Origin of the sequence: Paraburkholderia haematera (assembly GCF_905220975.1) — a bacterium.
Lineage (GTDB): Bacteria > Pseudomonadota > Gammaproteobacteria > Burkholderiales > Burkholderiaceae > Paraburkholderia > Paraburkholderia haematera.
Genome location: NZ_CAJNBK010000016.1, coordinates 16,632 through 30,220, shown reverse-complemented (window position 1 = coordinate 30,220; position 13,589 = coordinate 16,632). Strand labels below are relative to the sequence as shown.

At 62.9% G+C, this 13,589-nt stretch carries 15 protein-coding genes; 8 read left to right on the top strand and 7 right to left on the bottom strand.

Translation table 11 applies throughout. The annotated features are described in order from the left end of the window. The first annotated feature begins 8 nt into the window (after positions 1-8). Together murJ and KHO23_RS23650 are read left to right on the top strand one after the other, a co-directional pair. On the top strand, positions 9-1,559 hold the full coding sequence (gene murJ, locus KHO23_RS23655) for a murein biosynthesis integral membrane protein MurJ (protein WP_211613700.1): 1,551 nt from the start codon (positions 9-11) through the stop codon (positions 1,557-1,559). A gap of 5 nt (positions 1,560-1,564) precedes the next feature. Next, entirely contained in the window at positions 1,565-2,407 is an 843-nt protein-coding gene (locus KHO23_RS23650) for a SirB1 family protein (protein ID WP_211613877.1), read from the top strand. Positions 2,408-2,522: 115 nt separating this feature from the next. On the opposite strand, the gene KHO23_RS23645 is transcribed toward KHO23_RS23650, so the two are convergent. The 5 genes from KHO23_RS23645 to lpxK all read right to left on the bottom strand — a co-directional run bounded on the left by KHO23_RS23645 (position 2,523) and on the right by lpxK (position 6,598). Then, entirely contained in the window at positions 2,523-3,281 is a 759-nt protein-coding gene (locus tag KHO23_RS23645; protein WP_211613698.1) for a 3-hydroxyacyl-CoA dehydrogenase, read from the bottom strand. Positions 3,282-3,556: 275 nt separating this feature from the next. After that, entirely contained in the window at positions 3,557-4,222 is a 666-nt protein-coding gene (gene adk / locus KHO23_RS23640) for an adenylate kinase (protein WP_211613696.1), read from the bottom strand. Between the two features lie 214 nt (positions 4,223-4,436). Then, entirely contained in the window at positions 4,437-5,237 is an 801-nt protein-coding gene (kdsB, locus tag KHO23_RS23635) for a 3-deoxy-manno-octulosonate cytidylyltransferase (protein ID WP_211613694.1), read from the bottom strand. Positions 5,238-5,397: 160 nt separating this feature from the next. Continuing rightward, positions 5,398-5,601 carry a Trm112 family protein gene (locus tag KHO23_RS23630; RefSeq protein WP_006050060.1) on the bottom strand — a complete coding sequence of 68 codons (204 nt, stop codon included), beginning with the start codon at positions 5,599-5,601 and terminating at the stop codon, positions 5,398-5,400. Then, positions 5,582-6,598 (bottom strand): tetraacyldisaccharide 4'-kinase, encoded by a 1,017-nt coding sequence (gene lpxK, locus KHO23_RS23625; protein WP_211613692.1) that lies wholly within the window; start codon positions 6,596-6,598, stop codon positions 5,582-5,584. The genes KHO23_RS23630 and lpxK overlap by 20 nt, the downstream gene beginning before the upstream one ends. A gap of 119 nt (positions 6,599-6,717) precedes the next feature. Between lpxK and KHO23_RS35475 the strand changes: the two genes are divergently transcribed. The 3 genes from KHO23_RS35475 to KHO23_RS23615 all read left to right on the top strand — a co-directional run bounded on the left by KHO23_RS35475 (position 6,718) and on the right by KHO23_RS23615 (position 9,368). Further along, a complete protein-coding gene (locus KHO23_RS35475; protein WP_268963919.1) occupies positions 6,718-6,846 on the top strand; it encodes a hypothetical protein in 129 nt (42 codons plus the stop codon). Positions 6,847-7,190: 344 nt separating this feature from the next. Continuing rightward, a complete protein-coding gene (gene xseA, locus KHO23_RS23620; RefSeq protein WP_211613690.1) occupies positions 7,191-8,570 on the top strand; it encodes an exodeoxyribonuclease VII large subunit in 1,380 nt (459 codons plus the stop codon). A gap of 219 nt (positions 8,571-8,789) precedes the next feature. Beyond that, complete coding sequence (locus tag KHO23_RS23615) at positions 8,790-9,368, top strand: superoxide dismutase (protein ID WP_120289858.1); 579 nt, start codon at positions 8,790-8,792, stop codon at positions 9,366-9,368. A 167-nt stretch (positions 9,369-9,535) separates the two neighbouring features. Here the strand turns inward: KHO23_RS23615 and KHO23_RS23610 are convergent, their stop codons facing one another. Continuing rightward, positions 9,536-9,988 (bottom strand): DUF3761 domain-containing protein, encoded by a 453-nt coding sequence (locus KHO23_RS23610; protein WP_211613688.1) that lies wholly within the window; start codon positions 9,986-9,988, stop codon positions 9,536-9,538. Between the two features lie 307 nt (positions 9,989-10,295). Here KHO23_RS23610 and KHO23_RS23605 point away from each other — a divergent pair, with 307 nt between their 5' ends. Then, entirely contained in the window at positions 10,296-11,006 is a 711-nt protein-coding gene (locus KHO23_RS23605) for a c-type cytochrome (protein ID WP_407946067.1), read from the top strand. Beyond that, entirely contained in the window at positions 11,003-11,938 is a 936-nt protein-coding gene (locus KHO23_RS23600) for a c-type cytochrome (RefSeq protein WP_211613686.1), read from the top strand. Before KHO23_RS23605 ends, KHO23_RS23600 begins: the two co-directional genes overlap by 4 nt. Before the next feature lie 281 nt (positions 11,939-12,219). Here KHO23_RS23600 and KHO23_RS23595 read toward each other — a convergent pair whose 3' ends face one another. Beyond that, the gene (locus tag KHO23_RS23595) at positions 12,220-12,495 is read right to left on the bottom strand and encodes a hypothetical protein (protein WP_211613684.1); all 276 of its coding nucleotides are present in this window, start codon (positions 12,493-12,495) and stop codon (positions 12,220-12,222) included. 354 nt (positions 12,496-12,849) lie between these two features. Here KHO23_RS23595 and KHO23_RS23590 point away from each other — a divergent pair, with 354 nt between their 5' ends. Continuing rightward, entirely contained in the window at positions 12,850-13,428 is a 579-nt protein-coding gene (locus tag KHO23_RS23590; RefSeq protein ID WP_211613874.1) for a glycine zipper family protein, read from the top strand. Positions 13,429-13,589 lie beyond the last annotated feature (161 nt).

Sequence of the window (13,589 nt, the reverse complement as noted above, 5' to 3'; positions counted from 1 at the left end):
AGCGCCCCATGAATCTATTCCGAGCCCTGCTGACGGTCAGCGGCTTCACGCTGCTGTCGCGCGTGACCGGTCTGGCCCGCGAAACGCTGATCGCCCGCGCGTTCGGCGCCAGTCAATATACTGACGCGTTTTACGTCGCCTTCCGCATTCCGAACCTGCTGCGCCGCATTTCCGCCGAGGGTGCGTTCTCGCAGGCTTTCGTGCCGATTCTTGCCGAGTTCAAGAACCAGCAAGGACACGACGCCACCAAAGCGCTCGTCGACGCCACGTCGACCGTGCTTGCCTGGGCGCTCGCCATTCTCTCCCTGATCGGTGTGGTGGGGGCGTCCGGCGTGGTGTTCATCGTCGCGTCGGGGCTCGCGCACGAAGGTCAGGCGTATGCGCTCGCGGTCACGATGACGCGCATCATGTTCCCGTACATCATTTTCATCTCGCTGACGTCGCTGGCGTCCGGTGTGCTGAATACGTACAAGAACTTTTCGCTGCCCGCGTTCGCACCGGTCCTGCTGAACGTCGCCTTCATCTTGGCGGCGGTGTTTGTCGCGCCGCGCCTGCAAACGCCGGTCTATGCGCTCGCGTGGGCGGTGATTGCCGGCGGTGTGCTGCAATTCATCGTGCAACTGCCGGGTCTGAAGAAGATCGACATGCTGCCGCGCATCGGCCTGAATCCGCTGAAAGCGCTCGCGCACCGCGGCGTCAAGCGGGTGCTGTCGAAGATGGTGCCGGCGATGTTCGCCGTGTCAGTCGCGCAGATCAGCCTGATCATCAACACCAATATTGCGTCGCGCATCGGTCCGGGCGCCGTCTCGTGGATCAATTACGCCGACCGCCTGATGGAGTTTCCGACGGCGCTGCTCGGTGTCGCGCTCGGCACGATCCTGCTGCCGAGCCTGTCGAAGGCGCACGTGGATGCCGATCCGCACGAGTATTCGTCGCTGCTCGACTGGGGGCTGCGCGTGACCTTCCTGCTGGCCGCACCGAGCGCCGTTGCGCTGTTCTTCTTCGCCCAGCCGCTCACCGCAACGCTGTTTCACTACGGCAAGTTCGACGGCAACTCGGTGGTGATGGTCGGCCGCGCGCTGTCGGCCTACGGTATCGGCCTGATCGGCCTGATTCTCATCAAGATCCTCGCGCCGGGTTTTTACGCGAAGCAGGACATCAAGACGCCGGTGAAAATCGGCGTCGGCGTACTGATTGTCACGCAGTTGAGCAACTACGTATTCGTGCCGATTTTCGCGCATGCGGGCCTCACGTTGAGCGTCGGGCTCGGCGCTTGCGTGAATGCGCTGTTTCTCTTTCTCGGTCTGCGCAAGCGCGGCATCTATACCCCGTCGAGCGGCTGGCTGAAATTCTTTGTGCAGATGGGCGGCGCCTGTCTGGTACTGGCCGGCACGATGCATTGGCTCGCAATCAGCTTCGACTGGATCGGCATGCACAACCGGCCGGTCGACCGCATCGCGTTGCTGGGGGCGTGCCTCGTGCTGTTCGCCGCGCTATATTTCGGTATGCTTTGGCTGATGGGCTTCAAGTACGCGTATTTCAAAAGGCGAGTGAAGTGATCACGATGACGCGAGTTCTCGACTATTTCAGCACGCTGGTTGCCGAAGATGACAGCCTGCCGCTGACCGAGGCGGCGCTCTCGCTCGCGCAGGACGCTTATCCCGATCTCGATTTGCAAGGCACGCTGGCCGAGATCGACGAACTGGTCGTGCGTTTGCAGCGCCGCATGCCGGACGACGCCGACATCAGGCAGAAGGTCGGCATTCTGAATCGGTTCTTCTTCCGCGAGCTGGGTTTCGCCAGCAACCTCAACGATTATTACGATCCCGACAACAGCCATCTGAATGCGGTGCTCAAGCGGCGCCGTGGCATTCCGATTTCGCTGGCCGTGCTGTATCTGGAGATGGCCGAGCAGATCGGCATTCCAGTGCGCGGCGTGTCGTTTCCCGGCCACTTTCTGCTGCGCGTGACAACGCCCGATGGCGACGTGATGCTCGATCCGACCAGCGGGCATTCGCTGTCCGAATCGGAGATGGTGGAAATGCTGGAGCCGTATGTGGCCTCGGCGGGCGAGTCGGTGAGCCGGGCGCTGCGTATGTTGCTGCAACCGGCCACGCGCCGGGAGATCATCGCTCGCATGCTGCGCAATCTGAAGTCGACTTATCTTCAGACGGAACGCTGGCAGCGCCTGTTGGCGGTGCAACAGCGTCTTGTGATCCTGTTGCCGGACAGTATCGAGGAAGTGCGCGATCGCGGTTTCGCCTATGCGCGGCTCGATTATCTGCGACCGGCGCTCGAAGATCTCGAGCGATATCTCGGCGACCGGCCGGATGCGGAAGACGCAACAGTGGTGGAGTCGCAGTTGCATGAACTGCGCCAGCGCACCCAATACGACGACCACGACTGAATTTTCAACCGGTCAAAACAGAACGCCTGCCTGTGACACACGTTGAGTCACAGGCAGGCGTTTTTCATTGGCGCAGCCGCCTAAAGTAAGGTAAGCGGCACGCCGTATACACCGCTTATTTCGGCTGCATCCGGATCGCGCCGTCCAGACGAATCACTTCGCCGTTGAGCATCGGATTGTCGAAAATCTGCTTGGCCAGCATCGCGTACTCTGCCGGTTTGCCCAGACGCGGCGGGAACGGCACCATCGCGCCCAGCGCGTCCTGCACTTCCTGCGGCATGCCGAGCAGCATCGGCGTTTCGAAGATGCCCGGAGCAATCGTCATCACGCGGATTGCGTTGCGCGACAGGTCGCGTGCGATCGGCAAGGTCATGCCGACCACGCCGCTCTTGGACGCAGCATAAGCGGCCTGGCCGATTTGCCCGTCAAACGCCGCCACCGATGCCGTGTTGATGATCACGCCACGTTCGCCATTCGCGTTCGGTTCGTTCTTCGACATGGCCGCGGCGGCGAGCCGGATCATGTTGAAGGTGCCGATCAGATTGATGGAGATGGTGCGAGCGAACGAGTCGAGCGGATGCGGCCCGTCTTTGCCGACCGTCTTGATGGCAGGCGCAACGCCCGCGCAATTGATCAGTCCGCGCAGCGTGCCGAGCTGGGTGGCGGCTTCGACTGCTTGCGTGGCGTCGTCTTCGCGGCTCACGTCGCATTTGACGAACACGCCGCCGAGTTCCTTCGCGAGCGCCTCACCGGCATCCTGATTCAGATCGGCCAGCACCACCTTGCCGCCGTTCTCGACGAAAAGGCGCGCTGTGGCCGCGCCGAGGCCCGATGCACCGCCGGTGATCAGGAATACGTTGTCACGAATCTCCATATCTGCTCCTTTGCTTCAGTTCAGTAATGTCTCGATCGAATATCTTTTCGATGATCGATTGTAGCGGCTATGCTGCAATGCGGAAAGCGAAGTAAGGCGCCGGCCGTCTGAGGGCCTTGCCGACGGCGCGTGGCACCGCCGCACTGATACGGACGGCTAATTAATGCTGAGCATGATCGACAACGGCGATCGTGAGAAAGCGCACGCCACGCAGCGCGCAATAAAAAACCCGCCGGCATGGGCGGGTTTTTCAATCGGCAACTGCAGACGCGAGATTACTTCAACGCATCGAACGCGCGGTTGCGAATTTCGTCGACCGAGCCGAGGCCCGAAATGCGGCGATATTGCGGCGCCTTCAGCGGTGTCGCCGGGTCGCCGTTTTGCGCCCAGGTGTTGTAGTACTCGATCAGCGGCTTGGTTTGCGCAACATACACGTCGAGGCGCTTCTTGACCGTTTCTTCCTTGTCGTCGTCGCGCTGGATCAGCGGTTCGCCCGTCACGTCGTCCACACCTTCAACCTTCGGCGGGTTGAACTTGACATGGTACGTACGGCCCGACGCCGCGTGCGAGCGGCGGCCGCTCATGCGCATGATGATCTCGTCGAACGGCACGTCGATTTCCAGCACGTAATCGATTGCGACGCCTGCCTGCTTCATGGCTTCAGCTTGCGGAATGGTGCGCGGAAAACCGTCGAACAGATAACCGTTCGCGCAATCACACTCTTGCAGGCGTTCCTTCACCAGGTTGATGATCAGCTCGTCTGTGACCAGTTCACCGGCATCCATGAAGCGCTTGGCTTCAAGGCCGAGCGGCGTGCCTGCCTTAACGGCGGCGCGCAGCATGTCACCGGTGGAAATTTGCGGAATGCCGAACTTTTCCTTGATGAAAGTTGCCTGAGTGCCCTTACCCGCGCCGGGCGCACCCAAAAGGATCAAACGCATGTGATATCTCCAGATCTATGTGAATTCTTTGGCGGCGCTGCAGCCATCCCACGAATCGCCGAGGGACCCGCGTCGGCTGCCGTTTCAGGTCTCGCGCTGCACGTCGAATACGACGGCGCTGCAAGGCGACAACGGCGCGACCGGGGCAAACCCTGGCTCTCGCATTTAACGGGAGGCGCGCACAACCGTCCGATTATGCCATGGGTTTTTACGCTCAAGCCCCGAATAAAGCCTGCACGCGCGCGAGATCGGCGGGCGTGTCGACGCCCGGCAGCGGTGCATTCCGGGTGACGAGCACCGCGATTCGCTCGCCGTGCCACATCGCGCGCAGCTGTTCGAGCGCCTCGACCTGCTCGATCGGCGAGATCGCGAGACTCGGGTACGTGCGCAGGAATTGGGCGCGATACGCGTACAGGCCGATATGCCGGTGGACGACTGCCGGGGCCGGCGGCGCGGGCATCGACGCCACGTCGGGCCAATGCGGCTGATACGCGTCGCGAGCCCATGGAATCGGCGCGCGCGAAAAATACAGTGCGACGCCACGCGCGTCGAGCACGACCTTGACGACGTTCGGATTGAATATTTCCGCAGGATCGGTGATCGGATGCGCGGCGGTGGCGATTGCGCAGCCGTGGCTCGACGCCAGATGCGACGCCACGCCGCACACGAGCGCCGGGTCGATCAGCGGCTCGTCGCCCTGAACGTTCACCACGATCGTCTCGTCGCTCCAACCAAACTGCGCCGCTACTTCCGCGAGACGGTCGGTGCCCGACGGATGATCGGCGCGCGTCAGCACGGCTTCGAAGCCGTGCTCGCGGGCTACGTCCAGCACCGCTTGCGCGTCGGAGGCGATCAGCACCTGTTGCGCGCCCGATTCGCGTGCGCGCTCGGCGACCCGCACCACCATCGGCTTGCCGCCGATGTCGGCGAGCGGTTTGTTGGGCAGGCGCGTCGAGGCGAGCCGGGCCGGCACGACGGCGATGAACGGAGGAGCGGTGACGTTAGCGTTGGTCATCGGAAGGACGAGCGGCGATGAAACCGGAGGAAAACGCTCGCACGTACACTGCGGGCGCTGATGGGAAAGACGGCAAATGCGGATGGCAGGCGCAAATCAGAGCGGCGAGTTGCGCCGCATGGTTCTGTCTCGCACCCGCCCCGCGCCGGGTAAAGCCGACTCAGGCGACGGAGCCCGGATTCAGATCGACCGGCGTGCCTTCCACGGTCTGCCGCGCTTCGTCGACCAGCATCACGGGAATGCCGTCGCGGATCGGATAGGCAAGCTTGTCCGCGTTGCAGATCAGTTCCTGAGCAGAACGGTCGTAGCTGAGCGGGCCCTTGCAGATCGGGCAGACGAGAATTTCAAGCAGGCGAGCGTCCACGGACTTTCTCCACAACTAATGCAATGAGGCGATGATCGAGCGCGGCTTCGACAGGGACAACCCAGATGCGCGCGTCGTGCCAGGACCCCAATTTTACCGCATCCTTTTCGGTTATCAGGATGGCGTCCGCGTCGACGTCCGCAAAAGGATTGCGCTCGAACGCGTAGTGATCCGGCAAGGCGCGGGTGGTGGGGGAGAGACCGGCGGCGCGCAGCGTCGCGAAAAAACGCTCCGGCGCTCCGATGCCGGCCGCGGCCAGCACGCGATCGCCGCTGAATTGCGCGAGCGGGCGGCGCAGACCGGGGTTGTCGAGATGCCAGGCGTCGGCGGGCGCGAGTTGCAGCGCGAACGTGTTCGGCCAGGCGGGCAGCGTGCGGGCGTACGGATCGTTGATCAGCGTCGCATCGCGGCGGCGCGATAGCGGCTCGCGCAGCGGACCGGCCGGCAGCAGAAAACCGTTACCGCCGAGCCGGTGATCGAAGACCACCAGTTCGGCGTCGCGGGCGAGACGGTAGTGCTGCAAGCCGTCGTCGCTGACGATCACGTCGACTTCGCGATGCGCGGCGCACAGCGCTTGCGCGGCCGCGACCCGATCCGGGCAGACCCACACCGGTGCGCCGGTACGGCGCGCGATCAGCAGCGGTTCGTCGCCGCCGACGCTCGCTGCCGACGTCGCGAGAACCGGCGTCGGTCCCTTGACGCGTGCGCCATAGCCACGCGATACCACCCCGGGCTTAAAGCCAGCGGCGCGCAAGGCTTCGACCAGCGCGATGACCGTCGGCGTCTTGCCGGTGCCGCCGACGGTTACGTTGCCGACCACCACCACGGGCACGCCAATGCGCACGGATTTCAGCCAGCCGAACGAGAAAGCGGCGCGGCGTGCAGCGGCAATCGCGCCGAACAGGCACGCGAAGGGCGTCAGCGCCCACGCAAGCGCGCCGCGGTGCTGCCACTCACGCGCAAGGCGCGCTTCGAGACGGTCGTTCAGTTCGCTCATTGGCGAACTGCAAGGACGGGCGATCCACCGCACGCCCGAAGGAGGCGGGACGGCGGCGCGGAAGCGCTAGCTGCGATACGCGGGGCAAGCATCAACGCGGTTCTCCGGACAATCGAAAAGTGAAGCGAAAAGGCGAAGCGGCGGCGGCATCCGACGCGTTCGCGCCGCGTGCCCGCCATCTGCCGTCAGTGTGCCGCAATGACGAGCGCTGCGGGGCGTTCGGCTTGCTGTCGAACCCGACACTCTAGCGCGCGTGCGTCCCGCCCGGCAAGTCGGGCGCCGCGCGCCGCATGCCAGGTCGTCGCTTCTGGCGCTACCCGCAGCCTGTGGATAACTTTGTGGAGAACCTGCCTGTCGATGGGCTGGAAGGGCCGTGCCGAGCGCTTCGTATCGGCAATCGCTCTCATTAACGAGATGCAAAATCCATATAAATCAACGACATGCTTCCAAATCACACGGTCTGGCGGGCGTTTTGGCGGTATTCGTCTAACGGCTCCCGACATGTGGACACTTTTAACAATTAAGCCGCTGCGCTGGACGCCGATGGCCACTCGGTCTATCGTCTGTCCGGCCCGTCACAGATATTCCTCGCATGAATCCCGAAAGCCCTTTTGCTTCGTCGGCTACGCCCGGCGGTGAAGTTGTCGTCCCCGTTTCCGCGCTCAATCGTGCGATTGGCACGATGCTCGAACGCTCGTTTCCGCTTGTCTGGGTAGCGGGGGAAGTGTCGAACTTCACGCGTGCCGCGAGCGGCCACTGGTATTTCTCGATCAAGGACGCTCAGGCGCAGATGCGCTGCGTGATGTTCCGCGGTCGCGCGCAATACGCGGAGTTCACGCCGCGCGAAGGCGACCGCATCGAGGTGCGCGCACTGGTGACGATGTACGAGCCGCGCGGTGAACTGCAACTGAATGTGGAAGCGGTGCGCCGCACGGGCCAGGGGCGTCTTTATGAAGCCTTTCTCAAGCTGAAGGCGCAACTCGAAGCCGAAGGTCTCTTTGCCGCCGAACGCAAACGTGCTTTGCCGGCCCATCCGCGTGCGATCGGTATTGTGACGTCGCTACAGGCCGCGGCGTTGCGTGACGTGTTGACCACGTTGTCTCGTCGCGCGCCGCACATACCGGTGATTGTCTATCCGGCACCGGTGCAGGGCGTGGGCGCCAGCGCCAGGCTGGCCGCGATGGTCGAGGCGGCCAGCACGCGCCGCGAAGTCGATGTGCTGATCGTGTGCCGCGGTGGCGGCTCGATTGAAGACCTGTGGGCGTTCAACGAAGAAGTGCTGGCGCGCGCGATTGCTGAAAGCGCCATTCCGGTGGTCAGCGGCGTGGGTCACGAAACCGATTTCACGATTGCCGACTTCGCCGCCGACGTGCGCGCACCGACGCCCACCGGTGCCGCCGAACTCGTCAGCCCGCAGCGCGTGCTGTTGCTGCGCGAGCTCGATCATCGGCATGCGACGCTCGCGCGCGGGTTTGGCCGCATGATGGAGCGCCGCGCCCAGCAACTCGACTGGCTCGCGCGACGTCTCGTCTCGCCGGTCGAGCGGCTCGCGCGGCAGCGCACGCACCTGCAGCAATTGAGCGTGCGGCTGGCGTCGGCGGGCGCGCGTCCCGTGCGTGACGCCCGAGCGCGTTTTTCTCTGCTGCAGATGCGCTGGCAGCGCTGGCGTCCTGATCTCGCGGCGCATCAGGCGAAGCTCGGTAATCTCTCGCAGCGTCTGGACGCTGCATTGTTACGCCAGCATGAACGTCGGTCCGCGCGTATCGACACACTGGCCGCGCGGCTCGAAGTACTGAGTCCGCAGCGCACCCTGGAGCGTGGCTATGCCGCCGTGCTCGATGCCCAGAGCGGCCGCGCGGTGCGCTCGCCGTCGTCGCTGAAACCGGGGCGGCGCCTCACGGTGCATCTCGCCGAAGGGGCTGCGGACATTGCCCTCGCCGATGTGCAACCGCGCCTGACCGACGGTTTCTGACACTTCGCCGACAGCGCGCCAGCGCGTATTTTTGACTTTCGCATGGGGCAGGCACGGCTCGTGCGAAAGCACTAATTACGCTATGTGTGGGGCACGTTTGCCGATGCCTGGCATAAAGTCCGTTGGTTTGCGGGGTTATTCCAACTCGCCTACAATCCAGTGCTCAATAGCGTTATCCGCAGACTCCCCCACAACAGATACAGACAGAAGGAAAGCACCATGGAACATACGCTCCCGCCGCTGCCGTTCGCAAAAAACGCACTCGTTCCGAACATGTCGGAAGAGACGCTCGAGTATCACTACGGCAAGCACCACCAGACCTATGTGACCAACCTGAACAATCTGATCAAGGGCACGGAGTTCGAGAATCTGTCGCTCGAAGAGATCGTCAAGAAGGCATCGGGCGGCATTTTCAATAACGCTGCTCAAGTGTGGAACCACACGTTCTTCTGGAATAGCCTGTCGCCGCAAGGTGGCGGTGCACCGACCGGCGCACTGGCTGACGCGATCAATGCCAAGTGGGGTTCGTTCGACAAGTTCAAGGAAGAATTCGCCAAGACCGCAGTCGGCACGTTCGGCTCGGGCTGGGCATGGCTGGTGAAGAAGGCCGACGGTTCGCTCGACCTGGTGTCGACGAGCAACGCTGCTACGCCGCTGACCACGGACGCGAAGGCACTGCTGACCATCGACGTGTGGGAACACGCGTACTACATCGATTACCGCAACGCGCGTCCGAAGTTTGTTGAAGCGTACTGGAACATCGTCAACTGGGCATTCGCGTCGAAGAACTTCGCGTGAGTTGGCCGGTTGCAGCGTGACAATATAGTTCGGATTTCAAACAAAATTGAACGTCCGAACTGATCGCTGTAATGAAGTCTGGGAACGGTAGTAAAAAGGAAAGCCCTCCATCGCGAGGGCTTTCTGTTTTTTGTGTCTCTGTTTTATGTCTCTATACCTGGCGATTTTTATTGGCAGGCTTTTCCGTGATCGGCGTGGAAACCCTTGGCCTTTGCATCCGCCTCAGTCATGTATGCACCATTCTTGGTCTTGCCGTAGTACTTGTCGGTCGGGCAGTGGTAGACCTTGGTGCTCGTGTTAACCCATACTTGGCCGGGGCCGCCACCGGCTGCCGCCGGTTTTGCGCTGCTTGCGGCGACCGGAGCGACAGCGGGGGTCACACTTGCGGGAGCGCTAGCGGCCGCCGCTGTGGCACCGGATGCAGCACCCGATGCACCGTACCAGGTCTTCACACCTTTATGACCCGCGCAGGCGCCCTTTTTTGAAGCGCCCGAATAGGACGTACCGTCCTTGCAGAGGGCTGTTGATCCGGCCGGCGCGCTGGCCGGGACCTGCGCATAGCCAGCCGTTGCAAAGAGCAATCCGGTCGCCACTGCCATGGAAAGAAACGCTATTTTCATCGCTGATCCTGTAGGTGTGAGACGAGGTGGTGTCGATCAGTGTCGCGCGCCCGCACGGCACTGATTGATATAACGCGACGTCTGCGCGTTTCGCTGACAGGTTCAGGCACGCAATATTGTTAATCTTCGCAAAATCAAACGGGCAGTGGCAATTTAGCAGCCGATTTCTCGCGCAGCAGCCAATCCACCAGGCGTCGAGTTCGACCATGCGATGATGCGCTGTGGCGATTCGATGAGAACAGTCGAACGCTAGCTGGACACCGATGCCTGAGCGGATTGCAACTCGCGAAAATTCGAAGGAGACGACGTGGACGATTCGGTCGTGAAAGTGAAGCGCAGATACCTGACCACGCATCTGGCCATAGTGGGCACGGTGTTAGCGATGTCCGGTGCTCACGCGGACGACCTCAGCATGGGACAAACCATCGCGATGCAGGGCACGGCGAAGGGTGTCGCCGCGTGCATCAGTTGTCATGGTTCGCAGGGCGAAGGCAACGCGGCGGCAGGCTTTCCGCGTCTTGCGGGCGTCAGCGCGCCCTATCTGTCGGCCCAATTGACGGCGTTCGCGGACGGGACGCGCCAGAACCCGATCATGCAACCAACGGCGAAATTGTTGTCCGCACGCGAACGTGATGCGGTTGCGCAGTACTTCGCCGGGCTGCCGCCGCCCCCAGGTATAAAAGCGAGTGACAACGAGTCAGTCCAGCCTTCGGACACCGGCGCATGGATCGCCACACGCGGACGCTGGGCTGAGGGTCTGCCTGCCTGTGCGCAGTGCCATGGACCGGGCGGAATCGGTGTGGGTGCCGCGTTTCCGCCACTGGCTGGCCAACCGGCGTCCTATATAGCGAGCCAGCTCCACAGTTGGCAGAGCGGCACCCGGCCGCCTGGGCCCATGGCGTTGATGACAGCCGTCGCGAGCAAGCTCTCCGATACGGATATCACGGCTGTCGCCGCCTACTATGGTGGCACTGGAGCGCCGGCCGAAGGGGTGTCTGCGAACGGGGGCAAGCAATGATCAATCGAAACCGTTTGTCTCGCGGCGTACTCGCCGGTGTGTTGAGTGCGGTTGCCGGCTTGTGCCTGGCTGCCAACGGCGACATGCCGGCATTGCCCGCTTCTTCTGCGCAAGCCCCTGCGTCCTCAACCGTAAAGCCGTTCGCGCCACCGGGAGAATCGCGCATGCCGACCGACGGTTTCGGCAAATCGGTCAAACTGGGCGAGCAGGTCTTTACGCATACTCAATCGTTTGCCGGGAAGTACGTCGGTAACACGCTGAACTGTGCCAGCTGCCACCTCGATGCAGGTCGCAAGGCGGATTCGGGTCCGCTTTGGGCCGCCTATCCTTTGTACCCCGCCTATCGAAGCAAGAACGGACACGTGAATTCGTTCGCCGAACGCCTTCAGGGATGCTTCATGTACAGCATGAACGGCAAGGCACCTCCGCTCGGCGATCCGGTGCTCGTGGCATTGGAGTCGTACGCTTACTGGCTGGCGAAAGGCGCACCGGTTGGCGAAAAGCTGCCGGGCCAAGGCTATCCTAAACTTCCCGCGCCCGCGCAAAAGGCGGACTACGCGAGAGGCAGCGCCATCTACGCACAGCACTGTGTGCTATGTCACGGTGCCGATGGACAGGGACAGTCGAGCGGGGGGCAAGCCGTTTTCCCGCCGCTGTGGGGCGCTCATTCGTTCAATTGGGGCGCCGGCATGGGCGACATTCAGAACGCAGCCGGTTTCATCAAGGCGAATATGCCGTTGGGGCTGGCTGGAACGCTGACGGACCAGCAGGCGTGGGATGTGGCGACGTTTATGGATAGCCATGAACGTCCGCAAGATCCGCGCTTTGTGGGCTCAGTTGAAGCGACGCGCGCACAGTTCCATGACTCGCCGCACTCAATGTACGGTCAAACCGTTAATGGGCAGGTTTTGGGTGCGTCCGGATCGCGATGATGGAGTGTGTTGCCGCCGGCACGACCTGGTGCACGGCGGCCGTTAGCTGACGTTGGCATGTTTGCCGTTCGTTGCATTCGCGCGCGATAGGACGACGGGAGGTGACGCCATCGGAGGACGGGAGACGCGTGCGCTTCCGGCGGTTACGCGGTAGCGAGGGGAACAATGCTCAGATCGGTCGTGGCGGGTCGACGGCGAGTGCAAGCTTTGTCACAGTTGGTAACTGCGGCGAGGCCGGCGGACCCTTGTTGCACGCCGATTCGGACCTTGTGCGCGCGCCATCAAGGCTGCGTCGACGCGGCCCCGGTCGCATCGGAATCCGTCGACATCTGCCGATGCCGATGGCCGCGCCCGCTGCCGGTGGACGCAACCGAACTCGCCGGCGCGGGAGGCGGCGGGTGATTGATGAACTGGAAATTCTGCGCGATCGAGGCGCTCGGAAATGTCGTTGTCGACGGTTCGATCGCACTGCTCGGGAATGTCGAATTCGACTGGGCGAAGACGGGCGATACGCAGCCCACGTAAGCCGCCGCCGCTACGAAAACAAGCCGGTTCATCGAGTGATCCTCTATTGAATTGATGGGTGCCGTTCGGGCCGACGGAGCGCGCGCATATGGGGCGGTGGAGTTGCCATGCGACGCGGGGCGCGCGCTTCGGCGGCCAGGTCGCGTGGCGTTGGAGGCAGCCAGTTTAGGCCGCAAGGCGTGAAATTGGATTGCTGCTTTGCTTACAAGCGTTACTCCCTATAACGCGGTGAGGACGCCGATCGAGGCGCCATTTCGGCGCCAAGCAGGGCTGTGCGCGGGCCGTTGCGCGAATGTAAGCGAAAAACTTTCTGTAACGATCTGGTAAACAAGGACGGGACCGATTGGCCTAACGTGTGAATTCCAATGTCTCAGAAGCGTACCAACATGATCTTCAGCACCAGGTCGATAAGCATCGCCATACCTGCCGTTGTCGTCGCGCTCGCGCTCGGTGGCTGCGCGGTGATGCCGCCGAGCGGTCCGAGCGTCGTCGCACTGCCGCGCAGCGGCGAGCCGCTCGGTCAGTTCCAGCAGGACGACTATGCATGCCGCGACTACGCGAACCGCTCGACCGACCCGAACGCGGCAGCCCAGGCGGCGACCACGAATAGCGTGAACAGCGCGGCGATCGGCACACTCGGCGGCGCCGCCGTCGGCGCGCTGATCGGGGCGGCGGCGGGCAATGCCGGCGCGGGCGCGGCGATCGGCGCGGGCAGCGGGCTGCTGATCGGCGGCGCGAATGGTGCAAATGGCGCGCAGTATTCGGCCGCAGGCCTGCAAGCGCGCTACGACGCCGCTTACGCACAGTGCATGACCTCGAAAGGCAACACGATCTCGCAGCCGCCGCAGCCGGCTTACTATGCACCGCAGCCGGCCTATTACGCGCCGCAGCCGTACTACTATGCGCCACCGCCGAGGTACGTCGCGCCGCCGCCGGTGATGTACGCGCCTTACCCTTATTACTGAGGTTGAGGTACCGAAGTTGAAGGACTGAGGCCGATCTGCAGCCTCAGCTTCGCTGAAACGCGCCGGTTGTGCCAGACATCAGGCAAATGCCATGCGAGCTTGTTGCCGTGAAGCCTTTGTCATGTCTGGCGGAAAGACACGAAACGATGGCGGCAAGCTGC

Excerpts from the sequence above, each read along its gene's own strand:
- lpxK (WP_211613692.1), bottom strand. The coding sequence starts at position 6,598 with ATGAGCGAACTGAACGACCGTCTCGAAGCGCGCCTTGCGCGTGAGTGG.
- adk (WP_211613696.1), bottom strand. The coding sequence starts at position 4,222 with ATGCGTTTGATCCTTTTGGGTGCGCCCGGCGCGGGTAAGGGCACTCAG.
- KHO23_RS23650 (WP_211613877.1), top strand. The coding sequence starts at position 1,565 with ATGACGCGAGTTCTCGACTATTTCAGCACGCTGGTTGCCGAAGATGAC.
- KHO23_RS23615 (WP_120289858.1), top strand. The coding sequence starts at position 8,790 with ATGGAACATACGCTCCCGCCGCTGCCGTTCGCAAAAAACGCACTCGTT.
- kdsB (WP_211613694.1), bottom strand. The coding sequence starts at position 5,237 with ATGACCAACGCTAACGTCACCGCTCCTCCGTTCATCGCCGTCGTGCCG.
- KHO23_RS23645 (WP_211613698.1), bottom strand. The coding sequence starts at position 3,281 with ATGGAGATTCGTGACAACGTATTCCTGATCACCGGCGGTGCATCGGGC.
- KHO23_RS23610 (WP_211613688.1), bottom strand. The coding sequence starts at position 9,988 with ATGAAAATAGCGTTTCTTTCCATGGCAGTGGCGACCGGATTGCTCTTT.
- KHO23_RS23600 (WP_211613686.1), top strand. The coding sequence starts at position 11,003 with ATGATCAATCGAAACCGTTTGTCTCGCGGCGTACTCGCCGGTGTGTTG.
- murJ (WP_211613700.1), top strand. The coding sequence starts at position 9 with ATGAATCTATTCCGAGCCCTGCTGACGGTCAGCGGCTTCACGCTGCTG.
- KHO23_RS23595 (WP_211613684.1), bottom strand. The coding sequence starts at position 12,495 with ATGAACCGGCTTGTTTTCGTAGCGGCGGCGGCTTACGTGGGCTGCGTA.
- KHO23_RS23590 (WP_211613874.1), top strand. The coding sequence starts at position 12,850 with ATGATCTTCAGCACCAGGTCGATAAGCATCGCCATACCTGCCGTTGTC.
- xseA (WP_211613690.1), top strand. The coding sequence starts at position 7,191 with ATGAATCCCGAAAGCCCTTTTGCTTCGTCGGCTACGCCCGGCGGTGAA.